We start from the raw sequence: 23,925 nt of genomic DNA on the forward strand, positions 1-23,925 counted from the left end.
AGCGCGGGCGCCCACCGCCGCGCCGGTACCCTCGGGACGTGCCCCGACGCTTCCCCGCCACCATCGCGGCAGCGGTCGAGCACGAAATCGTCATCACGAAGTCGCGCTTCATCACGACGCTCGCACCCGTCGACGGCGTGGAGGACGCCGACCGCGTGATCGCCGAGGTCCGACGCCGCCGCTGGGACGCCCGGCACAACTGCACCGCGATGGTCACGGGCGTGCTCGGCGACCAGGCACGCTCCTCCGACGACGGCGAGCCCTCCGGGACCGCGGGCGTCCCGATGCTCGAGGTCCTGCGACGCCGCGAGCTGACCGACGTCGTCGCGGTGGTCACACGGTACTTCGGCGGGGTCAAGCTCGGGGCCGGCGGACTGGTGCGCGCCTACTCGACCTCGGTCGCCGAGGCACTCGACGCGGCCGCGCTCGTCCGTCGTGAGGCGCTCACGCGGGTGCGCTTCGACGTCGACCACGCCGACGCCGGACGGCTCGACAACGTCCTGCGGGAGTGGGTCCGGCACCACCACGCGACCCTCGGCCCGACGACGTACGGGCGTGCGGCGACCTTCGAGGTCTGGGTCCCCGCCGACGCCCTCGACGTGCTGCGGGCCGACCTGGCTGCGGCGTCGGCCGGGGCCGTCGACCCCGTCGTCGGCGAGGAACGGATCGTCGACGTGCACGCGGACTGACTTCTCGGCTGCTGTGCACCTCGGGCGTGTCCCGCTGTCGGCGCGTGTACGGTCCCGGAACGCACGAACGCCCCGACTCGATGAGCCGGGGCGTTCGTCCTGCGGTGCACCCCCTCGGACTTGAACCGAGAACCCACTGATTAAGAGTCAGTTGCTCTGCCAATTGAGCTAGAGGTGCATGTTCCGGCTTCCGTGCCGCAACGGGAATCAACAATAGCATGGGTTTCGCGTGCCCACGACCACTCGTCGGCACACGACGCGAACAGGAGCACCATGACCGACCGTCTCGCCGCCGGCGACACCGCCCCCGACTTCACGCTGCCCGACCAGGACGGTGTCGAGCACGCCCTCGCCGACCTGCGCGGCCGGAAGGTGATCGTGTACTTCTACCCGGCGGCGTCCACCCCCGGGTGCACCACCGAGGCGTGCGACTTCCGCGACAACATGTCGTCCCTGCAGGCGGCCGGCTACGAGGTGCTCGGCATCTCGAAGGACGAGCCCGCGAAGCTCAAGACGTTCCAGCACGAGCAGGCGCTGACCTTCCCGCTGCTGAGCGACCCCGACCTGACGGTGCACCAGGCCTACGCGGCGTGGGGCGAGAAGAACAACTACGGGAAGATCGTCACCGGCACCATCCGCTCGACGATCGTGGTCGACGAGGACGGCACGGTGCAGCTGCCGCTCTACAACGTCAAGGCCACCGGCCACGTCGCGAGCCTGCGGAAGAAGCTCGGCCTGGTCTGAGGACCGGCCACGCACTGGAGGCCCGGCGCCGGTTCCGAGAACCGGCGCCGGGCCTCCAGTGGGTCCGGACCGGACCGATCACTCCACCGGGCGCGCGAGCGCGGCCGTCACCGAGCGCGACAGCACGAGGGTGATCCCGAGCAGCGCCGGGATGAGCAGCACCCAGCCGACCGCGGCCACCCGGAAGACGCCCTGGAACGCGCCGATCGCGACGGCGCCCTGCAGGACCTGCCAGACGATGATCCCGGAGCGCACCCACGACCGGCCCTTCCACAGGCCGTTCAGCAGCGCACCGAGCCACAGGGCCGCGATCGCCGCGAGGACGGTCAGCGCGATGGCCGAGGCGATGCTCGTGGCCGGCGCGACGACGAGCTCGACGACCAGGACGACGGTCACCACCACGAGGGCGAGGAACTCGAGCCCCACCACGACGAGCAGTCCCAGCATCGCCGGCGTACGGCGTGCGGCGGGAGCGGAGGCGTCCGTGTCGTTCGGGGTGTCGTCGTGCACAGTGATCCTCCAGGATTGCAACCCTTGATTTGGCCCTACCAGTATGGAACGATATTGGAGGTCGTTTGGACGGCACGATGTGGTGTGCGTCTCCCGTGGTTCATCGCTCCTCCCCCGAGCGTCGCGCGGGCGTCAGACTCGCTTCCTGCGGACTCCTCCCCACAGTTGTCCCCGTCATGCCGCATGCATGTCAGCGTTCCGATCCCCCGAACCACGGCCCCGGCCTGCCGTTCGAGCATCGACATCAAGGAGCACCACACATGGACTGGCGTGACCAGGCAGCCTGCCTCACCGCGGACCCCGAGCTCTTCTTCCCCGTCGGGAACACCGGGCCCGCCGTCGACCAGATCGAGAAGGCCAAGTCGGTGTGTGCGCGCTGCACCGTCACCGAGATGTGCCTGCAGTACGCCCTCGAGAACAACCAGGACTCCGGTGTCTGGGGTGGCCTCAGCGAGGACGAGCGTCGTGCGCTGAAGCGTCGCGCCGCCCGCGCCCGCCGCGCCTCCTGACCGAGGTCGTCCGACACCACGACGCCCGCCGTCCCTCCGGGGACGGCGGGCGTCGTCGTTCGCGGCTACGCCGCGGCGGTGAGCCAGCGGAACGGGATCGAGATCGTGACCTCGGTGCCGCTGCCCGTCAGGGTGTGCCAGTCGATCGTGCCGCCGAGTTCGCCCTGGATCAGGGTGCGGACGATCTGCGTGCCGAGGCCTGACCCGACCTTGCCCTCGGGCAGCCCGACGCCGTTGTCACGGACCTCGATCTCCAGGTGGTCGTCGAAGCGGCGGGCGACGATCTCGACCTCACCGTCGCGGCCGTCCAGCCCGTGCTCGACCGCGTTCGTCACGAGCTCGGTCAGACCGAGGGCGAGCGGCGTCGCGGCCTCGGAGGGCAGGACCCCGAACTCGCCGGTCTTCTTCGGCTGCACCGTGGTGTTGTGCGACGCGGCGACCTCGGTGACGAGCTTGAGCACCGAGTCGAAGACCTCGTCGAAGTCGACCGTCTGGCTGAGTCCGCTGGACAGGGTGTCGTGCACCACGGCGATCGCGGCGACCCGGCGCATCGCGTTCTGCAGCGCCGTCCGGGCTTCGTCGGAGTGCGTGCGGCGGGCCTGGATGCGCAACAGTGACGCCACCGTCTGCAGGTTGTTCTTCACCCGGTGGTGGATCTCGCGGATGGTGGCGTCCTTGGTGATGAGCTCGCGCTCCTGGTGCCGCAGCTCGGTGACGTCGCGGCAGAGCACGATCGCGCCGATGCGCTCCCCGTGGTCACGCAGCGGGATCGAGCGCAGGGACACCGTGACGCCCTTCGCCTCGACGTCGGCGCGCCACGGTGCCCGCCCGGTGACCACGAGGGGCAGGGACTCGTCGACGTCGAGCTGCGCGCCGATGAGCTCGGTCGTGACCTCGGCGAGGGACTTGCGCTCGAGCTCGCCCTCGAAGCCCATCCGGTTGAAGGCGCTCAGGCCGTTGGGGCTCGCGAACGTCACGGTGCCGGCGGTGTCGAGCCGCAGCAGGCCGTCGCTGGCGCGCGGGGCCCCACGCCGCGGGCCGGCCGGGGCGCCGAGGTCGGGGAAGTCACCGGTGGCGATCATGCCGAACAGGTCGTTCGCACTCGCCGTGAAGTTGAGCTCCTGGCGACTCGGGGTCCGCATCTCGTCCTGGTTGGAGTGCCGCGTGACGACCGCGATGGGCCGCTCGGTCGTCTCGGTGCTCTTCGCGCTCAGTCGGCGCAGCACCGGGATCGCCCGGACGCGGGTCGGAGTGTCCTCGTACCAGTCCGGCTCGGCGGAGTCGACGACGCGCGCTCCCGCGAAGCTCTCGGTGACCTGGCCGCGCCACTCCTCGCGGAGCTCCTGCCCGACGATGTCGCGGTAGAAGAGCGTCGCCGCGGAGCTCGGTCGGGCGTGGGCGACCGCGACGAACGAGCCGTCCTCGGCGGTCGGGACCCAGAGCACCATGTCGGCGAAGGACAGGTCGGCGAGGAGCTGCCAGTCCCCCACGAGCAGGTGGAGCCACTCGACGTCTGCTTCGGAGGAACGGCCTTGCGCGAGGACGAGGTCACTGAGGGTCGACACCACGCCAGTCTAGGTCCGGCGCCTTGTGGACAATGCCGCCCTCTCCACAGGCTGACACCCGTCCGTATTCTGCATGTCGTACACATCATACGCTCAGTCCACCGACGGAAGGGGCAGGGGTGGCAGAGCAGGCACGCCGGATCGAGGACACGGCGACGACACGTCCACCGCGGCTCGTCGCGGTCGACCCGGAACGACCGCACGAGCACGAGTCGGACGGACCGGACCGACGCGACGGGTCGATCGCAGCCGTCGGAGCCGTCACGGACCCGTCGCCTCCCCCGGCCTCCGCCGACCCGGGCGACCCCGCGGCCACGGCCCGCGCGCTCGGCCTCTGCATCGCCGAGGTGCTCACCGGCGCCCGCGAGGTCGACAGCATCGCCCGCTGGATCACCGACGACGTGCACCGACACCTGCAGCAGCGTGCGGCGCTCGCGGCCCGGGCCCGCAGCACGGCCCGTCGGTCCCGCGGCCGACCCGTGCTCCGCGTCGGCAGCGTGGTCGTCTGCCGACCCGCCCGGGGCGTGGCCGAGGCGACGGTCGTCGTGCACACCCGCAGCCACGCCCGCGCGGTCGCCATCCGGCTCGAGGAACGGCACGGCAGGTGGCGGGCCACCGCCGTCGGCGTGCTCTAGCGGCGACCCCGGACGGAGGAGGGGAGGCACGGGACCAGCTGGTCCCGTGCCTCCCGTCCGGCGGTGCCGACGCTAGTTCTTCTTGGCGGCCTGCCGACGCTCGGCCCGGTTGCCCGCCGCGGCGGCCTGACCGGACGCGGTGGCGGCGTTGCCGAAGGCGGAGCCCTGCTCGGGCGCCGCTGCGGCCTCGGCCTCGGCCTGGGCGCGCTGCGCGCGGGCCGTTGCTGCCTGCTCGAGGCGGCCGCGCTCGTCGCGGACCTCGACCTCGCCGTCGATCGACGGCGCCGAGTACTCGAGGCCGGAGACCTCGTCCTCGCCGAGGCCCTTGGCCTCGATGACCGCGTTCTCGCCGTCGGACTGTACCTGCACCTCGAGGTTGAACAGGTAGCCCACGGACTCCTCGCGGATCTGCCCCATCATCGTCTGGAACAGGGCGTAGCCCTCGCGCTGGTACTCGACCAGCGGGTCGCGCTGCGCCATCGCCCGGAGGCCGATGCCGTCCTTGAGGTAGTCCATCTCGTACAGGTGGTCGCGCCAGCGGCGGTCGATCACCGAGAGCACGACACGACGCTCGAGCTCGCGCATCGCCTCGTCACCGAGGAGCTCCTCGCGCTGCTGGTACGCCAGCTTGGCGTCGGAGAGGATCTCGCGGGCGAGGAAGTCGCGCGACGCCTTGCCCTTCGAGCCGGCTTCGGTGATGACCTCGTCGATCGAGATCGAGATCGGGTAGAGCGTGCCGAGCTCGGTCCACATGGCGTCGAGGTCCCAGTCGTCGGGCGAGCCCTCGCCGGTGTGGGAGTCGATGACGTCGTCGATGACGGCCTTGAGGAACGACTGCGCGCGGTCGTGCAGGTCGTCGCCCTCGAGGATGTGGCGTCGGTCGCTGTAGATCGCCTCGCGCTGCCGGTTCAGGACGTCGTCGTACTTCAGGACGTTCTTGCGGATCTCGGCGTTGCGGCCCTCGACCTGCGCCTGGGCGGACCGGATCGCGCGGCCGACGAGCTTGTTCTCGATCGCCAGGTCGTCCGGCACGTTCGAGCGGCCCATCAGGCTCTCGGCGGCACCGGAGTTGAACAGGCGCATGAGGTCGTCGGTCAGCGACAGGTAGAACCGGCTCTCGCCCGGGTCGCCCTGACGGCCGGACCGTCCACGCAGCTGGTTGTCGATGCGGCGGGACTCGTGGCGCTCGGTGCCGAGGACGTAGAGGCCGCCGGCCTCGCGGACCTTGTCGCCCTCTTCCTCGACGGTCTTCTTGACCTCGGCGAAGACGTCGTCCCAGGCGGCCTCGTACTCGTCCGGCGTCTCCGTCGGGGAAAGGCCCTTGGCGTGCATCTCCTGCACGGCGAGGAACTCCGAGTTGCCGCCGAGCATGATGTCGGTGCCGCGGCCGGCCATGTTCGTCGCGACGGTCACGGCGCCGAGGCGACCGGCCTGCGCGACGATCGCGGCCTCACGCGCGTGGTTCTTCGCGTTGAGGACCTCGTGCTTGACGCCCTTCTTGGCGAGGAGCTTCGACAGGTACTCGGACTTCTCGACGCTCGTGGTGCCGACCAGGACGGGCTGGCCCTTCTCGTGGCGCTCCGCGATGTCCTCGGCGACCTGCTCGAACTTCGCCTTCTCGTTCTTGTAGACGAGGTCGGTCTGGTCGATGCGCTGCATCGGCTTGTTCGTCGGGATCGGGACCACGCCGAGCTTGTACGTCGACATGAACTCGGCCGCCTCGGTCTCGGCGGTACCGGTCATGCCGGAGAGCTTCTGGTACAGGCGGAAGTAGTTCTGCAGCGTGACGGTCGCCAGGGTCTGGTTCTCGGCCTTGACCTCGACGCCCTCCTTGGCCTCGATGGCCTGGTGGATGCCCTCGTTGTAGCGGCGTCCCATCAGGATGCGGCCGGTGTGCTCGTCGACGATGAGCACCTCGCCGTTCATCACGACGTAGTCCTTGTCGCGCTTGAACAGGGCGACGGCCTTGATCGAGTTGTTCAGGAACGAGATGAGCGGGGTGTTCGCCGACTCGTACAGGTTGTCGATGCCGAGGTAGTCCTCGACCTTCTCGATGCCGGGCTCGAGCACGCCGACGGTGCGCTTCTTCTCGTCCACCTCGTAGTCCTCGCCGGGGGTGAGGCGCTTGGCGATCGAGGCGAACTCGGTGAACCAGCGGTTGGCCTCGCCCGAGGACGGGCCGGAGATGATGAGCGGCGTGCGGGCCTCGTCGATGAGGATCGAGTCGACCTCGTCCACGACGGCGAAGAAGTGGCCACGCTGCACCATGTCCGACGCCTGCCACGCCATGTTGTCGCGCAGGTAGTCGAACCCGAACTCGTTGTTCGTGCCGTACGTGATGTCGGCGGCGTACTGCTCGCGGCGCTCGGCCGGGGTCTGGTTCGCGATGATGCAGCCGGTCGTCATGCCGAGGGCGCGGAAGACGCGGCCCATGATCTCGGACTGGTACGACGCCAGGTAGTCGTTCACCGTGATGACGTGCACGCCGCGCGACGGGATCGCGTTGAGGTAGGCGGCGGTCGTCGCGACGAGGGTCTTGCCCTCACCGGTCTTCATCTCGGCGATGTTGCCGAGGTGCAGCGCCGCGCCGCCCATGAGCTGCACGTCGAAGTGCCGCATGCCGAGCGTGCGCTTCGCCGCCTCGCGCACGGCCGCGAACGCCTCGGGCAGGAGGTCGTCGAGGGTCTCGCCGTTGGCGTACCGCTCGCGGAGCTCCTTGGTCTCGTCGTGGAGTTCCTCGTCGGTGAGGCTCGAGAAGTCGTCCTCGAGGTCGTTGATCGCCGAGGCGTACGCCTTCAGCCGACGGAGGGTTCGTCCTTCGCCGATGCGGAGGACCTTCTCCAGCACGTTTGCCACGTGAGCTCCTTACGAGGTCGTCGCGCGCGACCTGCGCGCCCGATCGACCAGTCATGCTAGCAACCCGCGACCACCGCCGCGCTGTGAGGAGCGCCACTGCCCGATCGGGGGCGGAACGGGTGTGCGCGGCCCGAGGACGGGCCGCGCACACGGTCGCGGAACGGATCCGCGGCGAGGGGTCAGGCGATCGCGCTGACGGGTGCCTCGTCCGCGGGGGCCCGGTCGGCGGACACCTCGTCGAGGCCGATCACGCCGTAGTCCCAGCCCTTGCGGCGGTACACGACGCTCGGACGACGGGTCTCGGCGTCGAGGAACAGGTAGAAGTCGTGCCCGACGAGCTCCATGTGGTACAGCGCGTCGTCGACGGTCATCGGGGCGGCCTCGAACACCTTCTGCCGGATGACGACGGGGCTGTAGACCTCGCTCTCGTCGTCCTCGCGCTGGTCGTCGACCACCGGCACGGCGCCGGTCGCGACGTCCTCGATGAGCTTGCCGTCGGCGGGCACGACGCCCATGCCGTCGAAGGCGTTGCCGGCGGCCTCGGCGACGGAGGTGGGGCGGTGTCGGCCGTGGTGCACCTTGCGGCGGTCGCGTGCGCGACGCAGGCGCTCCGTGATCCGCGCGAAGGCGAGGTCGAACGCGGCGTACTTGTCCGACGCCGCGGACTCCGCCCGGACCAGCGGCCCCGGACCGATCAGCGTGAGCTCCACGCGGTCCTCGCCCTGGCTGCCGCCCGACTTCTCGTTGTGGCGGCTGATGCGCACCTCGAAGGCGAGGGCGCGGTCGGCGAGCACGTCGATCTTCTCGGACTTCTGTTCGACGTAGGTGCGGAAACGGTCGGTGACCCCGACGTTCCGGCCCGTGATCGTCACGTCCATGTGGCGGCTCCCATCCAGTGTCGGCGCGTCGCCTCCGTCCGGCGACCCGAACGCCTTGCCGCGAGGCTAGACCCGTCGACTGCTCGGCGTCACGGCCCCACGGCGAGTCAGCCGGACACCCACCGGACGCACAGTGGACACCGGGCGTTCACCGAGGCGGTCAGTCGTCGACGCTCGCCACGGCGACGCAGCGGACCACCCGGCCCCCGGCGGCCCGCACGGCACGGACGCCCTCGGCCATGGTGACGCCGGTCGTCACGACGTCGTCGACCAGGACGACGTCGCGGCCGGCCACCCCCACGGCCCGGAGCGTCCCGACCGTGGCGGCGACGCGTTCCACCGCCGTGCGCTCCTTCTGCCCGGCGCCCGCCCGGAGCACGTGCCCCAGGCGGGGGCCGGCACCCCCGGCCCCGGCCCCGGCCGCGGGCGCAGGGTCGGTCGCGCTGTGTCGCCCGCGATGGAGCGCCCGCGTCCGGCGCACACCGCCCCTGGCGAGCAGGAGCACCACCGGGTCGAACCCCCGCCGCCGCGACCCCAACCGCGACGGCGGCACGCGGAGCACGACCGCGTCGTCAGGGGCGGCCTGGAGCGCTGCCCGGACGAGTGCACCGAACCGGGTGCCGAGCGGCCGGGCGACGTCGACCCGACCGCGCAGCTTCAGCTCGAGCAGCAGCGTGCGGACGAGCCCCTCGTACGCGAAGGCCGCGTCGAGCCGGACCCCGGCGACGAGTCGCACCCGTCCGGGCCGGGCGGCGAGGGCACGCCGGCACCCCGGGCAGAGCGCCCGGTCGGGCTGCCCGCACCACAGGCACGCGACCGGCAGGAACAGCCCGAGCACCGCGAGCGCGGCGTCGCGCCACGGCGTCGGCGGCTCGGGCGACGGGTCCGTGGGCGGTGAGGTGATGGGCGGTGGGGTCGCAGGCAGGTCCGGTGGCACGGCCACCAGCGTGGTACCGCACGGACGGCGGCGGTGGGCCAGCATGTCGGACGGTGGACGGGCCTCCCGGCCGTCCCGGCTGTGGAGGGCTGCCGTCAGCGCTGGACGCCGAGCACGTCGGCGGTGACGAGCGTCGTGTCCCACGCGCCGCCGGTCGACTGCAGCACCGACCCGTCCGACGTGCGGAGGAGCAGTGCGCCACCCCCGCCGCCGCTGATCGCGGTCGCGCGCCCGTCCGGTCGGGGCAGGGTGCTCGACTTGCCCCCGATCGTCGTGCGCACCACGTTCGGACCGGCGGCGGTCTGCCCCACCGACGCCACGTCGGTGTCGTCGACCCAGGTCGCTCCGACCGCGTTGCCGGTCGCCGCCTGCACGCGCACCGCCGGGCCGAGCGCGGTCGGGGCGCGGTCGGACCCGCGGATGACGGCCATCACGTACAAGCCCGGACCGTCGCCGGTCTCGATGAGCGCCAGTGCCCTGGTGGAGTCGCGCGACAGCTGGAACGACACGAGGTCGCCGCGGGGCAGCGAGGTCGCGACCTGGTGCGGGTCGCCGCCCAGCCCGTACGCCGTCACCCGGCGCGTGTCGGACCGCTGGCCCACCCAGACGAAGCCGAGGTCGTCCAGGGTGGGTGCGACGAGGTCCTCGCGGGCGTCCACGCGCAGGCGGTCGTCGCCGCGCACCACGACGGCACCGTCCCGGTTGCCGACGGCGGCGGTGGTGCCGGACGCCGACAGGGCGATGGAGGTCGGGTCGAGCCGGGCGATCGCGTCGCCGACGCCGCTGCCGAGCTCGGCCACGTCACCCGTCCCCGTCGCGGCGTAGCCGACCGTGCCGTCGTCCTCGACCAGGGGGCGCGGGTCGACGTCGGGGTTCACCTGCGCGTCCGCGCCGCCGGTGTCGGGCAGCGCCACGGTCGTGCCCTCGAACGTCATCGTCACCGACGAGATCGTGGCGACCGAGGCGAGCGACTTGCTCAGTTGTTCCCGCATCCGCACCTTGTCGACGGTGCTCGCGCGCAGGGCGTCGCTGGACAGGTCGACGAGCGCGGTGCCGCTGTCGATGGTCACGGCGTTGAGCGAGAGCTGCGTGCCCTCCGGGAACGACGAGACGACGGCGCCCTTCAGCCAGTCCGCGGGGCCCGCGAGCAGGGCGCTGGCGATGCGCGTGCTCGTCGAGGACCGCGCGAGGAACCAGCGCTGGTCCGGCACGAGGAACCGGTAGGTGGGGTCGTAGAAGTAGAGCGCGTGCGGCTGGAAGACCGACGCGAAGCTCACCGGCGACAGGATGATCCCGTCGGGGGCGTACGCGATGCGCCACTCGCCGTCCTCGCGGACGAACTGGAACGTCAGCGTCGACGAGGTCGGCCGGACCGCCTGGGTGTACTCCCCCTCGGCGTCGACCGTGGCGCTCGCGGTGAGGGTGTACGTGAGCTCGCGGTCGTCGGCGCGCTCGACCGTGCCGCTGCCGTCGCGGATCGTGACGCCCTGCCGCGGGTTCCACTGCTCGGCGAAGCCGGACGCCAGGAACTGCCGGGCGATGGCGTAGTTGTCCTGGGCCCCGGTGGCCGCCGCGATGAACCCGCGCAGGATCGCGGTCTGGTCGGCACCGGTGATCGGCTTGTCCGGCCGGAAGTCGACGCCGGACAGCGACTCGTCCTTGATGGTCTGACCGGTGCGCACGCCGCCGTCGACCGGGATCGCGGCGCAGGCGGTGAGGGCGAGCACGCCGAGCGCGGCCAGGGCCGTGGCGAGGACGCGGCGGATCCGGGGACGGCTTCGCATCAGGACTCCTCTCGCACGGCGCGCGGGCCGTCGTACGACTCGTCGAGCTCGGGCAGCGGGATCGCCGAGGTGGCGGTGGTGCCGTGTTCGTTGCGGGGCAGGGTGAGGACGAAGGTCGACCCCTCGCCCGGCCGCGACCACACGTCGATGCGGCCGCCGTGCAGCTTCGCGTCGCCGAGGCTGATGGCGAGCCCGAGCCCGGTGCCGCCGATCGTGCGCTTGCGGCTCGGGTCGGCACGCCAGAACCGGTCGAACACCCGGGCGGCGTCCTCCGGGGGCATGCCGACGCCGTGGTCGCGCACCGCGATGGCCACGGTCCTGGCGTCGCTGTCCACCACCACCTGCACGGGCCGGGCGTCGCCGTGCTCGACGGCGTTGCCGACCAGGTTCCGCAGGATGCGGCGCACCCGCTTCGCGTCGAGCCGCATCGTGGTGTGGCCACCGGGCGTGACGAGCTGGAGCTCGACGCCGGCGCGCTCGGCGAGGGGCCGGAACTCGTCGACGATGTCCGCGGCGAGCGCCGCCGGCACCACGGGTTCGGTGTCGAGCTGCACGGCCTGGGCGTCGTAGCGGGAGATCTCGAGCAGGTCGGCCAGCAGGAGCTCGAAGCGCTCCACCTGGGCGTGCAGCAGTTCGGCGGACCGGCCGACCGCGGGTTCGAACGCGTGACGGGAGTCGTAGAGCACGTCGCCGGCGAGCCGGATGGTCGTGAGCGGGGTGCGGAGCTCGTGGGAGACGTCGGACACGAAGCGCTGCTGCACGCGGGACAGCTCGGCGAGCTGGGTGATCTGCCGGCTGACCGCCTCGGCCATCCCGTTGAAGCTGCGGGCGAGCGTCGCCAGGTCGTCCTGCCCGCGCACCGGGATGCGTTCGTCCAGTCGTCCGGCGGCGATCTTCCGGCTCGTCTCGGCCGCCCCGCGGATCGGGACGACCACCAACCGGACCACGAGCGACGTCACCAGGGCGATGAGCACCATGAGCGCGACGCCGCCGATCGACAGGGTCTGCGACACGAAGTCCAGGGTCTGCTGGGCGTCGGACAGGTCGTAGACCAGGTAGAGCTCGTACTGCCCGGCGCTCGGGATCTGCAGCGTCGAACCGACCGCCAGGCCCGGGACACGGCGCCCGTCGTCGTCGAGCTCCACGGGCTGCAGGCTCAGCCGGCCGGTGTTCTTTCCGACCTCCTTGCGCAGCGCGTCGGTGATCACGGCGTCGGGGAAGTCCTGGCTCGCGATGGTCTGCAGCGTCTGCGGGGTCGACTGGCCCGGGCTGCGTTCGATCGCGATGCTCGTGCCGCCGGGGCTGGTGGTGTTCGACAGGATCGCCTGCTGCGCCTCGTTCTGCAGGGTCTCGAGCTCGGACTGGTTGTTGTCCTCGGCCGCCGTGGCGGCGTCGAAGATGCCCTGCGCGACGATGGTCGCCCGCGCCGACTCCGACTCGATCTGGTCGCGCCGCTGCGAGTAGACGTTGGTCGAGATGCTCACCATGACGGCGGTGCCGATGATCGCCACCGCGAGGCCCGTCGTCATCACCGTGATGGCGACCGAGCGGAACATGAGCGACCGCCGCCACAGGAACGCGATCGGTCGCCAGCCGCGCCGGAGCCACCGACGCATGCGCCGCCGGCCGCGACCGACGACGCCGATCGAGACGGTGGCGGTGCTGGCCGCACGCGACGGGCGCGTCGAGGGCGGCACGGTGCTCAGGCTCCTCCGGCGCGGTACCCGACGCCGCGGACCGTGGTGACGGTCTTCGGGTTGTCGGGGTCGTGCTCGATCTTCGCGCGGAGCCGCTGCACGTGCACGTTCACCAGACGGGTGTCCGCCTTGTAGTGGTAGCCCCACACCTGTTCGAGCAGCATCTCGCGCGTGAACACCTGGTTCGGCTTCTCGGCGAGCGCGCGGAGCAGGTCGAACTCGAGCGGGGTGAGCGCGATGACGGTGTCGCCCCGCCGCACCTCGTGCCCGGCGACGTCGACCGTGACGTCGCCGACCTGCAGCACGCCGGAGTCGGTGGCGCTCGGACGCAGCCGGGTGCGGATGCGGGCGACGAGCTCCTTCGGGTTGAACGGCTTCACGACGTAGTCGTCGGCGCCGTTCTCCAGCCCGGCCACCACGTCGGCGGTGTCGCTCTTCGCGGTGAGCATGATGATCGGCGTGCCGCTCTCGGCGCGGATGCGCTTGCACACCTCGATGCCGTCGATGCCCGGGAGCATGACGTCGAGCAGGACGAGGTCCGGCTTCGTGGCGTGGAACGCGTCGACGGCGTCGTTGCCGTCGGCGCTGAACTCGGGTTCGTACCCCTCGGAGCGGAGCACGATGCCGATCATCTCGGCGAGGGCCTGGTCGTCGTCGACGACGAGGATGCGCGGTGTCATGTGGTGTGGACTCCGGGTGGCGGTGCGGGGTGCCGGGCGGCACGTGTCCCCACACGATAGCCGAGGCACCGTCAGGCCAGGTTTTCCGCCAGGATGGGGGTGGACCGCGCGCCGCTGGCACGGTCCGACACGACGAGGGGGCTGGAGTCATGTCCGATTGGCACACACCGGGTGCCGGGCAGCAGGGTGGGTCGACCCCACCCGCGTCCGGGTCCCGCACGGGGTACGGCTCCGGGTCGACGCAGGGACCGGGACCCCGGCCTGGAGGCCCGTCCGGCTCCTCCGTGCCGCCACCGCCCGCCCCGGGGCCGGGTCCGTCGGGACCGGGCCGTCCGCCCCGCGGCCAGCGTCCGGTGATCCCCCTGCGCCCGCTCGGGCTCGGCGACGTGCTGGCCGGCGCGTTCACGGTCTTCCGCCGCAACGCCCGCGTCCTGCTGCTCTGGAGCGTGCTGCTCAGCGGCGTGCTCGGCCTGCTCTCGACGCTGGCCAGCACGTTCGGGCAGCGGGCGCTGCAGTCGCGGATGTTCTCCGCCCTCGACGGCGGCAGCGGTGCCGACTCGGTGCTCGCGGGCACGCTGACGCTCACGGCGCTGATCTCGGTCGTACTGCCGTTCCTCGCCTACCTCGGTCGCGGGTTCCTCGTGGCGCCGGTCGCCGCGGACACCGGGCAGCGGGTGCTCGGCCGGCGGGCGACGTTCCGCGGGCTGTGGGCGCTGCTCGCCGGTCGCCGGTGGTCCGTCGTGGCGTGGATGCTCGTGCAGGTCGGCGCCGGCGTCGTCATCGCCATCGTCGCGGGACTCGTGTTCTTCGGGGTGTTCGCCGCGATGGGTGCGGCCGACTCCGGGACCGGCTGGTTCGTGCTGGCGCTCGTGCTGTTCGTGCTCGGCCTGGTCGTCGTGGTCGTGTGGCTCAGTACGCGCTTCGTGTTCACCGTCCCGACGATCGCGCTCGAGGGCCGACCGGTCTTCGCCGCTGCCGCCCAGTCGTGGCGCCTGACCCGCGGGGCCTTCTGGCGGACCTTCGGCATCCTGCTGCTCGTGCAGGTGATGTTCGGGTTCGCGGCGTCCATCGCGTCGATCCCGCTGACCGTCGGATCGGTGTTCGTCGCCGGCACGTTCGACCCGCTCGGGCAGACGGACTCCGCGTCCGGAGCGGGGGCCGGAGCGGTCGTCGCGGTCGTGGTCGGCAGTCTGCTCGCGATCGCGGTGCAGTGCATCACGGACGTCCTGAGCGCGTCCGTCGTGACGTTCCTGACGATCGACCGGCGGATCCGGACCGAGGCCCTCGACCAGCGGATCGCGTCGCACCTGGACTCGGGGCGGCCGACCGACCCGTTCGCACCGTCCGAGCCGGTCGCGCGCCCGCCGTGGCCGCAGCAGCCGTGGGGCGGGCAGCAGTGGCAGGCGCAGCAGCAGTGGCCGCAGCAGCAGTGGAACGGTCAGGGCGGCCAGCAGTCGTGGAACGGGCAGCCGGGCCAGCCGCAGCAGCAGCCGTGGTACGGGCAGCCCGGCCAGCAGCAGCCGTGGAACGGTCGACCCGGCCAGCCGCAGCAGCCCTGGAACGGCCAGAGCGGCCAGCCCGGTCAGCAGCAGCCGTGGCAGCAGGGTTCCGGGCAGGCACCGCCGGACGGCACCGCGTGACCGCGGTCGACCCGGACGAGGCGCGCCGCCTGCTCGAACGCGAGCTCGACCGCTCCGCGTACGACGGTGCGGAGCCGACGTGGTGGGACCGTGCCTCGCGGGGCTTCCTCGACTGGCTCGGGTCGCTCCGCGCCGACGGTCTCGACTCCCCCGCTGCGGCCCGCACGGCCCTGGTGATCGCGATCGTCGTGCTCGTCGCGGTCGTCGTGCTCGTCGTCGTCGCCCGCGGACTCCCCCGCCGCCGGGCGCGGACCGGGGACGGCGACACCGGCGGGGTCTTCGACGCCGACGACCTGCGGTCGGCCAGTGAGCTGCTCGAGTCCGCGCAGGCCGCGGTCCGGCGTGCCGACTGGTCGGCGGCGGTGCTCGACGGCTTCCGTGCCGTCGCCCGGGGTCTCGGCGAACGCGACCTCGTGCCCGACGTGCCCGGTGCCACCGCCCGCACGATCGCGATCCGCGGCGCGGTGCCGTTCCCCGCTTCGGCGGAGGCCCTCGGCGACGCCGCCACGACCTTCGACGGCGTGCGGTACCTCGGTGCCGACGCCGACGAGGCCGCGGCCCGCCGCGTGCTCGACACCGAGCGCGCCGTCCGACAGGCCCGCCCCGCCCGTGCTGACCGCCCGGCGGTCCCGGCGTGACGGCCGACACCGCGAGCCGGGCGGTCGCTGCCCCGGCGTCCACCGCTCGGGAGGGCCGCCGGCTGCGCGTCGGGTTCTGGGTCGCCATCGTGCTGGTCGGCATCGTCCTCGCCGCGCTGACCGCGGTCGTCCAGGGCACCGACCCGGCGGCCCCGCGCCCGCTCGACCCGACCTCGACGACGGCGAGCGGTTCGGCCGCCCTGGTACGGGTGCTCGAGCAGCGCGGCACCGCGGTCTCCGTGACGGACACCGCCGACGGGATCGACGGTGGCACGGTGTTCGTCGACGACTCCGACGGCGTGCTCGACGCCACCGTCGCGGAACGCATCGGCCGCACGGCCCGGCACGTGGTCGTCGTGTCGTCGGGCGGCGCCGGCCTCGAGGCGCTCGGACTCGACGTCGACCCGGCCGTGCCCGTCGACGGCGACGACACCGTGTCGACCGCCTCGTGCGGGATCCCGGCGGCGGCCTCCGCGGAGCGGGTGTCGACCGGCGGGTGGGGCTACACCGTGCAGGACCCCGAGGCCGAGCGGTGTGCGCCGACCGGGAGCGGCGGGGCCACGGTGTGGGGGCTCGTGCGCACCACGACCCCGGGCGGCGACGTCACCCTGCTCGGCACCACCTCGGCACTGCGCAACGACACGATCCGGACCGCGGGCAACGCGGCACTCGCCCTCGGCCTGCTCGGCGACGACGACCGACTGACCTGGTACACCCCCGCCGTCGGCACCCCCGATGCCGCCCCGACCCTCGGCGAGCTCGCGCCGCCCTGGGTCCCGGGTGCGCTCGCCCTGCTCGCGCTCGTCGCCGTGGCGGCCGGCGTGTGGCGGGGCCGGCGCCTCGGCCCGCTCGTCGTCGAACAGTTGCCCGTCGTCGTCCGCGCCGCCGAGACCACCGAGGGTCGCGCCCGGATGTACGCCCGCACCCGCGACCGCACCCACGCGCTGGACACGTTGCGCGTCGCCGCCGTCCGGCGCATCGGCCGGCTGCTCGGCCTGCCACGATCGGCACACGTCGACGAGGTCGTGCGGTCGGCTGCGCAGGCCACCGGCATCCCGCACACCCGCGTCGGCGCCGTGCTCGTCGGCGGGACCACCGACGACGACCGCGCGCTCGTCGACGGCGCCGCAGCACTCGACGACCTCGAACGCGCTGTCCGGCGCGCCACCTCCGGCCACCGGACCACCCCGTACACCGACCGACCAGGAGCACGACCGTGACCGACATGCCCCCTGCCTCCCCCGAGCACGCCGCGACGGAGCACGACCCCGCGGGCCCCGACCGCAGCGACCTGCGCGACGCGTTCGGCCGGGTCCGCTCCGAGGTCGCCAAGGCCGTCGTCGGCCAGGAGGGCGCGGTCTCCGGCATGATCGTCGGGCTCCTCGCGCAGGGCCACGTGCTGCTCGAGGGGGTGCCCGGCGTCGCGAAGACCCTGCTCGTCCGAAGCCTCGCGGCGTCGATGTCGCTCGACACGAAGCGCATCCAGTTCACCCCCGACCTGATGCCCGGCGACGTGACCGGCTCGCTCGTCTACGACGCGTCCACCGGCACGTTCCCGTTCCGCGAGGGCCCCGTCTTCACGAACGTGCTGCTGGCCGACGAGGTGAACCGCACGCCCCCGAAGACCCAGTCGGCGCTCCTCGAGGCTATGGAGGAACGGCAGGTCAGCGTCGACGGTGACGCCCGTCCGCTGCCCGACCCCTTCTTCGTCGCCGCGACCATGAACCCGATCGAGTTCGAGGGCACGTACACGCTGCCCGAGGCGCAGCTCGACCGGTTCCTCATGAAGCTGACGCTCGACGTCCCGCCGCGCGACGTCGAGTGGCAGGTGCTCCGACGTCACGCCGACGGGTTCGTGCCGCGTGACGTGCGATCGGCCGGCATCACGCCGGTGGTCGGCGTCGACGAGGTCGTCCGCGCGCAGCGGGCCGTCCGTGCCGTCGGGGCGCGCGACGACGTGCTCGCCTACATCGTCGACCTGGCCCGTGCCACCCGCGAAGCGCCGTCCGTGCGCGTCGGGGTCAGTCCCCGTGGCGCGACGGCCCTGCTCGCGGCGGCCAAGGCCTGGGCCTGGCTCACCGGCTACGACGCGATCACCCCGGACCACGTGCAGGCGATGGCGCTGCCGGTCTGGCGGCACCGTCTGCGGGTCGCCGCGGACGCCGAGCTCGAGGGCGTCGGTGCCGACGGCCTGCTCCAGCAGGTGCTCGAGCAGGTGCGGGTGCCGATCTAGTGGCGGTCTCCGGCCGGTTCGTCGCGCTCCTCGCCGTCGCGATCGTGCCCACCGTGCTGCTCGCCAGCGCGTGGGCCGGGCTCGCGTGGGTCGGCGTGGTGCTGCTCGCGGCGACGCTCGACGTCCTGCTCGCCGCCGACCTGCGACAGGTCCGGGTGGAGCGTCGGATGCCGCGGCTCGCACGACGCGACAGCACCGCGGACGGCACCCTCGTGCTCGCGAACGACGGGTCCCGCACGGTGCGCGGTGTGGTGCGCGACATGTGGGAGCCCTCGGCGGGCCACCGCCCCCGTCGCCTCCGCATGCAGGTCCCCGGAGGTGAGCGCCGCACGGCCCGGATGCGCTTCACCCCGTTCCGCCGCGGTCGCCGCCGCACCACCGGGGTCGCCGTCCGGTCGTTCGGTCCCCTCGGCCTCGCCGCACGCCAGCGCGTGGTCGCGGCACCCGGCGAACTCGTCGTGACGCCGCCGTTCCGCTCCCGTCGGCACCTGCCCTCACGGCTCGCACGGCTGCGCGAACTCGACGGCGAGACGACCCTGCAGCTGCGCGGCCACGGCACGGAGTTCGACTCGCTGCGTGACTACGTGCGCGGCGACGACGTGCGCTCGATCGACTGGCGGGCGACAGCCCGGCGACAGGACCTGGTCGTCCGCACGTGGCGACCGGAACGCGACCGACGGGTCGTCGTCGTGGTGGACGCCGGGCGCGCCGGTGCGGGCCGGGTCGGTGACGAGCCGCGCCTGGACACGTTCATCGAGTCGGCGCTGCTCCTCGGCGCCCTCGCGGCGGCCGCGGGCGACCGGGTCGACCTGGTGGTTCTCGACGACACCGCGCACGACCGCGTGCACGGAGCCACCCGCGCCGACGTCGTGCAGCGCTTCGGCGAGGCGCTGGCGATGGCCGAACCGGGGCTCGCGGCGACCGACTGGGCGACGGTCCCGGCGCTCGTCGATTCGATCACGACGTCGCGCGCCCTGGTCGTGCTCGCGTCGAGCCTCGACTCGGTCGGTGCGTCGGGCGACCTGCTCGCCGTGCTCCCCCGGCTGGCGCGGCGGCACGCCGTCGTCGTGACGAGCGTCGAGGACCCGGCCGTGCAGCGGATGGCGCGCGGCGGGGTGGACGCGACCACGGCGATCCGCACGTCGCGGGGCGGACGGGTGCCGGGCCTCCCCACCGGCGCAGAGCGTGACGTGTACCGGCGGGCGGCCGCCGAACGCACGCTGCTCGACGCGGACGGCGCGGCCGACGTCGCACGGCGCTCCGGCGCCGAGGTCGTCCGCGGGACCCCTGCCGACGTCCCCCCGCTCGTCGCCGACGCCTACATCCGGGCGAAGGCCAGCGGCCGACTCTGACGCCGACCGGTCGCTAGCCGGCGACCAGGGCGGTGGAGCCGCGTTCGAACTCCTCGAGGTCGCCGCGCTCCCCCGCCCGGTAGGCACGACCGCCGAGCACCCACTGGTAGGCGAGCACCGCGACCAGGGCGACCGTGCCGATGCCGATCTTGATCGGCCACGGCCAGTCCTGGCGGGTCACGACGCCCTCGACGATGCCGGACAGCAGCAGCGTCAGGGTGAGCCCGATCGCGATGCTGATGAGGGCGCGACCGTCCTCGGCGAGGGCCTGCGCACGGGTGCGGCCGGGGCCGGGTGCCACCCACGACCAGAAGATCATGAGGCCTGCGCCACCGGCGAGGAACACCGAGTACAGCTCGAGCTGCCCGTGCGGCGAGATGTAGAGGAAGAAGTCGGCCAGGCGCCCCTGCGAGTGCATGATCGCGGCGGACACCCCGAGGCTGACGGCGTTCTGCATGATCGAGAACGGCACGAAGACACCGGTGATGCCGAAGGCGACCATCGTCGCGGCGATGTAGGCGTTGTTCGTCCAGACCTGCGCCGTGAACGCCCCGAGACCGCGGTCCGAGTAGTAGTCGACGAAGTCCTGCGTGGCGTACTGCCGCAGGGCCTCCTGCGTCCCGAACGTCGCCGTCGCGCCGGGGGTCGTCGTGATCCACACGGCGACGATCGCGCCGATCGCCACCGTGGCGAGGGCGACCCAGATGGTCACCCACCGGATCCGGTAGAGCGCCGCGGGCAGCTGTCGGGTGAAGAACAGGGCGACCGCGGTCAGCGGGTCGACGGGGGTGCCGGTGAAGCGCAGGCGGGCCCGGAAGAGCGTGAGCGAGAGCCGGTCCCCGGTCGCGGTGCGCGGTGCGGCGCCCCGGATGCGCGCGAGGTCCGTCGCGGCCTCCTGGTAGCCGGCGACGAGCCGGTCGACGTCGGCACCGGACGCGTGACGGGCACGTGCCAGGCGGTCGAGCTCCCGCCACCGGTCGCCGTGCACCTCGGCGTAGGCATCCAGGTCCACGTGTTCCCCCTCAGGTCGCGCGATGTCCGACAGAATGATCCCATGCCGAAGCCCCGCACGCCGCGTGACCTCGCCGACGCCCGGTTCTCACGTGACCTGGAGGAGACCGCCGACGAGCTGGTCGTGGGCGAGGGCGTGGCGCTCGACGTCCAGCCCGCCGGGCTCGTGCTGCGGCTCGCCGCGGCCCTCCTGGACGGGCTCTGCGTCCTCGTCCTGTTCGTCCTGGCGTTCTTCGGTGTCTCGCGCCTCTGGCCCGAGGGCATCGAGCCGGCCTGGGGAGCGGCGCTGAACATCGTCCTGCTCGTCGTCTCGCTCGTGCTGGTCCCCGCGGCGGTCGAGACGGTGACCAGGGGGCGGAGCGTCGGACGCTTCGCCACCGGCACCCGGGTCGTCCGGCTCGACGGCGGCGCGATCGGGTTCCGGCACGCGTTCACCCGGGCGCTCGTGGGGCTGTTCGAGCTCTGGATGACCTTCGGCTCGGTCGCCCTGCTCGTCGCGCTGTTCGGCAGCCGACCGCGGCGTCTCGGCGACCTGCTCGCGGGCACCGTCGTGCAGCACGAGCGCCTGCCGAAGCAGCGCGACCCCGAGGTACGGCTGCCGCCGGAGCTGGAGGCGTGGGCGGGCGTCGCGGACGTCTCGTCGCTGCCGCAGCGACTGGAGAACCGGCTCGGTGCGTTCTTCCGCGGGGCCGCGCTGATGCGGCCCGAACTGCGCGAGGCTGCGGCGCAGTCGCTGGCGGCCGAGGTGTCGGCGTTCGCCCACCCGGTGCCGCCCGTGCCGCCGGAGGTGTTCCTGGCCGGGGTCGTCGTGCTGCGGCGCCGACGGGACGAGCGGGCGCTGGGAGCCCGGGCGGCGCTGCTGTCCCGGGCCGGGGCGACGGCCGGGGCACGGCCGCCGGGCTTCCCGCGCTGAGCGGGCGCGCGTGGCGCACGGCGCGAGCGCGGCGCGGCGCGCGGCGGCGCGCGCGGAGAGCGGCGCGGGCGTGCGCGGTTCGCGCCCCCTGACGGTCGTCGCGCCCCGACTCTCCGGGGCGCGATGACCGCACCGGGGCGCGGCTCACGCGCCGGCCAGCCGCAGGCGTCCGCCAGCCGCCTGCCGGCGGCGGGCCGGTTCGGAAAGGGTCCGCACAACCGAAGTGACCCGGTGCCACGCGATCGCGCGGTTCCGGGTCACTTCGGTTGTGCGAACGACAACGCCGCCGCCCGCCGCCGCCCCGCCCGCTCAGTACCGGTAGTGGTCCGGCTTGAAGGGGCCCTCGACCGGCACGCCGATGTACGCCGCCTGCTCCGGGCGCAGCGCCGTCAACTGCACGCCGAGCGCGTCGAGGTGCAGCCGTGCGACCTTCTCGTCCAGGTGCTTCGGCAGCACGTAGACCCCGGTCGGGTACTCGTCGCGCCGGGTGTGCAGCTCGATCTGCGCGAGCACCTGGTTCGTGAACGAGTTGCTCATCACGAACGACGGGTGCCCGGTCGCGTTGCCGAGGTTCATGAGCCGACCCTCGGACAGCACCATTATCGAGCGCCCGGTCGGCAGGCGCCACTCGTGCACCTGCGGCTTGATCTCGACCTTCTCGACACCGGGCAGCGCCTCGAGTCCGGCCATGTCGATCTCGTTGTCGAAGTGGCCGACGTTCGCGACGATCGCCAGGTGCTTCAGGCCGAGCATCTCGTCGACGCCGACGACGCCGAGGTTGCCCGTGCAGGTGATGACCATGTCGACCTCGCCGACGACGTCGGCCAGGCGTGCGACCTGGTAGCCGTCCATCGCGGCCTGCAGCGCGCAGATCGGGTCGACCTCGCTGACGATCACGCGGGCGCCCTGCCCGCGGAGCGCCTCGGCCGCCCCCTTGCCGACGTCGCCGTAGCCCACGACGAACGCGACCTTGCCGCCGATGAGCACGTCGGTGGCACGGTTCAGGCCGTCGGGCAGCGAGTGCCGGATGCCGTACTTGTTGTCGAACTTCGACTTCGTCACCGAGTCGTTGACGTTGATCGCCGGGAACTTCAGCTCGCCGTTCCGGAACAGCTCGTACAGGCGGTGCACGCCCGTGGTGGTCTCCTCGGTGACACCTTGGATGTCGGCCGCGATGCGGGTCCAGCGGTCCGACGAGGTCTCGAGCGACCGCGCGACGGTGTCGAGCACGATCCGCCACTCGGCGCTGGCGTCGGCTGCGGCGACGGGCGCTGCCCCGGCGGCCTCGGCGTCGGCACCGGTGTGCACGAGCATCGTGGCGTCCCCGCCGTCGTCGAGGATCAGGTTCGGTCCGGTCCAGTCGGCACCGGCCGCGGCGGCCTCGTCGCTCCAGTCGAAGATCCGGTTGGTGCACCACCAGTACTCCTCGAGCGTCTCACCCTTCCACGCGAACACCGGGACACCGGCGGGGGCGTCCGGGTTGCCGGTCGGGCCGACCGCGACGGCGGCGGCGGCCTCGTCCTGCGTCGAGAAGATGTTGCAGCTCGCCCAGCGCACCTGCGCACCGAGCGCGACGAGCGTCTCGATGAGCACCGCGGTCTGCACCGTCATGTGCAGGGAGCCGGCGATGCGCGCGCCCGCCAACGGCTGCGCCGCGGCGAACTCGTCGCGCAGGGCCATCAGGCCCGGCATCTCGTTCTCGGCGAGACGGATCTGGTGGCGGCCCGCCTCGGCCAGGGTGAGGTCGGCGACGCGGTACGGGGCGGCGGTCTGGGCTTCGGTCGACATGCGCACCAGTGTTCCATGCCGGGAGGCGCGGGTCACCAGCCGACGTCGGTGACGCTCCCCGGGCCTCCCGTCCGACCACCGCGACCACGTCGCGGAGGCGAGGCGTCAGTCGACGTCGCGCGGCAGCGGCTCGCGCCGCACCACCTGCCAACCGCGCGGCACGCGCAGGGCCGCCGCGTGCCGGGCGCACAGGTCGTACCCGTGCGGCTCGACGCGGGTGGACAGCGGCCCGACCACGACCATGGAGTCGGCGTAGTCGTACGTCAGGGTCGACGAAGCGCTGTTGGCACACGCCACCTTGCTGCAGATCCGCACGTCCATGTCGACAGGGAGCCTAGCGGAGCGTCCGACCGACGCCCGTCCGCGCGTACGATGTGGGGATGCGTCGCAAGCCCCGCCTCGTCACCCCGGTCGACCGCGGACGCGGGCGCTCGCGACACGGACGCGGCGGACGCTCGAGCGTCACCGGCCCGGAGCTCGCGCCGGTCGTCACCCGCGCCGAGGCCTTCGACCGGCTCGTCGGTGACAGCGCCCACTACCTGCTCGGGCTCTGGCCGGACGAACTCGCCGGCGTGGTGTTCCAGGTGGCGGACATGCCGAGTGACGCCACCCTGCCGGACGAACTGCCGCGCTGGCGCATCGACCGCGACGCCCGCCGGGTCACCGTCTTCCGCATCCCGGTCGAACGGGTGACCCGCAGCCCGGAGAAGGACGACACGGACCGTCGGATCGTCGTCGAGACCGCGGTGTTCCGCGCCGTCGGCGAGCTGATCGGCAAGGACCCGTGGGACCTCGCACCGGACCGCTACCGCCACTGGTGACGCGCGGCCGGTCTCGTCACGAGACCGCCGCGGTCGGGGGCCAGG

The 23,925-nt window shown here is 72.9% G+C and carries 22 protein-coding genes and 1 tRNA gene; 11 read left to right on the top strand and 12 right to left on the bottom strand.

Annotation, left to right across the window (positions count from 1 at the left end; all coding sequences use genetic code 11):
* Window positions 1-38: 38 nt before the first annotated feature.
* Window positions 39-689 carry a YigZ family protein gene (locus tag LEL83_RS11020; protein ID WP_225558841.1) on the top strand — a complete coding sequence of 217 codons (651 nt, stop codon included), beginning with the start codon at window positions 39-41 and terminating at the stop codon, window positions 687-689.
* A gap of 105 nt (window positions 690-794) precedes the next feature.
* Here LEL83_RS11020 and LEL83_RS11025 read toward each other — a convergent pair.
* Window positions 795-867: transfer RNA gene (locus LEL83_RS11025), tRNA-Lys, on the bottom strand.
* A gap of 95 nt (window positions 868-962) precedes the next feature.
* Between LEL83_RS11025 and bcp the strand changes: the two genes are divergently transcribed.
* A complete protein-coding gene (gene bcp, locus LEL83_RS11030; RefSeq protein ID WP_198656215.1) occupies window positions 963-1,433 on the top strand; it encodes a thioredoxin-dependent thiol peroxidase in 471 nt (156 codons plus the stop codon).
* A 78-nt stretch (window positions 1,434-1,511) separates the two neighbouring features.
* Here bcp and LEL83_RS11035 read toward each other — a convergent pair whose 3' ends face one another.
* Window positions 1,512-1,943: a hypothetical protein gene (locus LEL83_RS11035; protein ID WP_225558842.1), complete on the bottom strand. Its 432-nt coding sequence runs from the start codon at window positions 1,941-1,943 to the stop codon at window positions 1,512-1,514.
* Between the two features lie 260 nt (window positions 1,944-2,203).
* Here LEL83_RS11035 and LEL83_RS11040 point away from each other — a divergent pair, with 260 nt between their 5' ends.
* Window positions 2,204-2,452 carry a WhiB family transcriptional regulator gene (locus LEL83_RS11040; RefSeq protein ID WP_022904217.1) on the top strand — a complete coding sequence of 83 codons (249 nt, stop codon included), beginning with the start codon at window positions 2,204-2,206 and terminating at the stop codon, window positions 2,450-2,452.
* Between the two features lie 65 nt (window positions 2,453-2,517).
* Here the strand turns inward: LEL83_RS11040 and LEL83_RS11045 are convergent, their stop codons facing one another.
* Window positions 2,518-4,017, bottom strand: a complete 1,500-nt coding sequence (locus tag LEL83_RS11045; RefSeq protein WP_198656217.1) for a sensor histidine kinase — start codon at window positions 4,015-4,017, stop codon at window positions 2,518-2,520.
* Between the two features lie 119 nt (window positions 4,018-4,136).
* Between LEL83_RS11045 and LEL83_RS11050 the strand changes: the two genes are divergently transcribed.
* Entirely contained in the window at window positions 4,137-4,652 is a 516-nt protein-coding gene (locus tag LEL83_RS11050; RefSeq protein ID WP_225558843.1) for an Rv3235 family protein, read from the top strand.
* A 72-nt stretch (window positions 4,653-4,724) separates the two neighbouring features.
* Here the strand turns inward: LEL83_RS11050 and secA are convergent, their stop codons facing one another.
* The 6 genes from secA to mtrA all read right to left on the bottom strand — a co-directional run bounded on the left by secA (window position 4,725) and on the right by mtrA (window position 13,484).
* Entirely contained in the window at window positions 4,725-7,508 is a 2,784-nt protein-coding gene (gene secA / locus LEL83_RS11055; RefSeq protein ID WP_198656219.1) for a preprotein translocase subunit SecA, read from the bottom strand.
* A 179-nt stretch (window positions 7,509-7,687) separates the two neighbouring features.
* Window positions 7,688-8,386 carry a ribosome hibernation-promoting factor, HPF/YfiA family gene (gene hpf / locus LEL83_RS11060; RefSeq protein ID WP_198656220.1) on the bottom strand — a complete coding sequence of 233 codons (699 nt, stop codon included), beginning with the start codon at window positions 8,384-8,386 and terminating at the stop codon, window positions 7,688-7,690.
* Window positions 8,387-8,546: 160 nt separating this feature from the next.
* A complete protein-coding gene (locus LEL83_RS11065) occupies window positions 8,547-9,323 on the bottom strand; it encodes a ComF family protein (RefSeq protein ID WP_225558844.1) in 777 nt (258 codons plus the stop codon).
* Between the two features lie 95 nt (window positions 9,324-9,418).
* Window positions 9,419-11,107 (bottom strand): LpqB family beta-propeller domain-containing protein, encoded by a 1,689-nt coding sequence (locus LEL83_RS11070; protein WP_225558845.1) that lies wholly within the window; start codon window positions 11,105-11,107, stop codon window positions 9,419-9,421.
* Window positions 11,107-12,804 carry an MtrAB system histidine kinase MtrB gene (mtrB, locus tag LEL83_RS11075; RefSeq protein ID WP_225558846.1) on the bottom strand — a complete coding sequence of 566 codons (1,698 nt, stop codon included), beginning with the start codon at window positions 12,802-12,804 and terminating at the stop codon, window positions 11,107-11,109. The genes LEL83_RS11070 and mtrB overlap by 1 nt, the downstream gene beginning before the upstream one ends.
* A 5-nt stretch (window positions 12,805-12,809) precedes the next feature.
* Window positions 12,810-13,484: an MtrAB system response regulator MtrA gene (gene mtrA / locus LEL83_RS11080; protein ID WP_225558847.1), complete on the bottom strand. Its 675-nt coding sequence runs from the start codon at window positions 13,482-13,484 to the stop codon at window positions 12,810-12,812.
* Between the two features lie 353 nt (window positions 13,485-13,837).
* Between mtrA and LEL83_RS11085 the strand changes: the two genes are divergently transcribed.
* The 5 genes from LEL83_RS11085 to LEL83_RS11105 are packed head-to-tail and all read left to right on the top strand — an operon-like array spanning window position 13,838 to window position 19,347.
* Entirely contained in the window at window positions 13,838-15,124 is a 1,287-nt protein-coding gene (locus LEL83_RS11085) for a glycerophosphoryl diester phosphodiesterase membrane domain-containing protein (RefSeq protein WP_225558848.1), read from the top strand.
* On the top strand, window positions 15,121-15,762 hold the full coding sequence (locus LEL83_RS11090; protein ID WP_225558849.1) for a DUF4129 domain-containing protein: 642 nt from the start codon (window positions 15,121-15,123) through the stop codon (window positions 15,760-15,762). The genes LEL83_RS11085 and LEL83_RS11090 overlap by 4 nt, the downstream gene beginning before the upstream one ends.
* Window positions 15,759-16,982 carry a DUF4350 domain-containing protein gene (locus tag LEL83_RS11095; protein ID WP_225558850.1) on the top strand — a complete coding sequence of 408 codons (1,224 nt, stop codon included), beginning with the start codon at window positions 15,759-15,761 and terminating at the stop codon, window positions 16,980-16,982. The genes LEL83_RS11090 and LEL83_RS11095 overlap by 4 nt, the downstream gene beginning before the upstream one ends.
* A 5-nt stretch (window positions 16,983-16,987) precedes the next feature.
* The gene (locus LEL83_RS11100) at window positions 16,988-17,995 is read left to right on the top strand and encodes an AAA family ATPase (RefSeq protein ID WP_225558874.1); all 1,008 of its coding nucleotides are present in this window, start codon (window positions 16,988-16,990) and stop codon (window positions 17,993-17,995) included.
* On the top strand, window positions 17,995-19,347 hold the full coding sequence (locus tag LEL83_RS11105) for a DUF58 domain-containing protein (protein WP_225558851.1): 1,353 nt from the start codon (window positions 17,995-17,997) through the stop codon (window positions 19,345-19,347). The genes LEL83_RS11100 and LEL83_RS11105 overlap by 1 nt, the downstream gene beginning before the upstream one ends.
* A 13-nt stretch (window positions 19,348-19,360) precedes the next feature.
* Here the strand turns inward: LEL83_RS11105 and LEL83_RS11110 are convergent, their stop codons facing one another.
* Window positions 19,361-20,359 (bottom strand): stage II sporulation protein M, encoded by a 999-nt coding sequence (locus LEL83_RS11110; RefSeq protein WP_225558852.1) that lies wholly within the window; start codon window positions 20,357-20,359, stop codon window positions 19,361-19,363.
* A 42-nt stretch (window positions 20,360-20,401) separates the two neighbouring features.
* On the opposite strand from LEL83_RS11110, the gene LEL83_RS11115 reads away from it, so the two are divergent.
* Complete coding sequence (locus tag LEL83_RS11115) at window positions 20,402-21,271, top strand: RDD family protein (RefSeq protein WP_225558853.1); 870 nt, start codon at window positions 20,402-20,404, stop codon at window positions 21,269-21,271.
* Between the two features lie 309 nt (window positions 21,272-21,580).
* Here the strand turns inward: LEL83_RS11115 and ahcY are convergent, their stop codons facing one another.
* On the bottom strand, window positions 21,581-23,059 hold the full coding sequence (gene ahcY, locus LEL83_RS11120) for an adenosylhomocysteinase (protein WP_225558854.1): 1,479 nt from the start codon (window positions 23,057-23,059) through the stop codon (window positions 21,581-21,583).
* 105 nt (window positions 23,060-23,164) lie between these two features.
* Window positions 23,165-23,380 carry a DUF3499 family protein gene (locus tag LEL83_RS11125; RefSeq protein ID WP_225558855.1) on the bottom strand — a complete coding sequence of 72 codons (216 nt, stop codon included), beginning with the start codon at window positions 23,378-23,380 and terminating at the stop codon, window positions 23,165-23,167.
* Between the two features lie 59 nt (window positions 23,381-23,439).
* Here LEL83_RS11125 and LEL83_RS11130 point away from each other — a divergent pair, with 59 nt between their 5' ends.
* Entirely contained in the window at window positions 23,440-23,880 is a 441-nt protein-coding gene (locus LEL83_RS11130; protein ID WP_198656233.1) for a metallopeptidase family protein, read from the top strand.
* Window positions 23,881-23,925: the final 45 nt, after the last annotated feature.

It is taken from the genome of Curtobacterium oceanosedimentum, from assembly GCF_020297365.1.
GTDB lineage: Bacteria > Actinomycetota > Actinomycetes > Actinomycetales > Microbacteriaceae > Curtobacterium.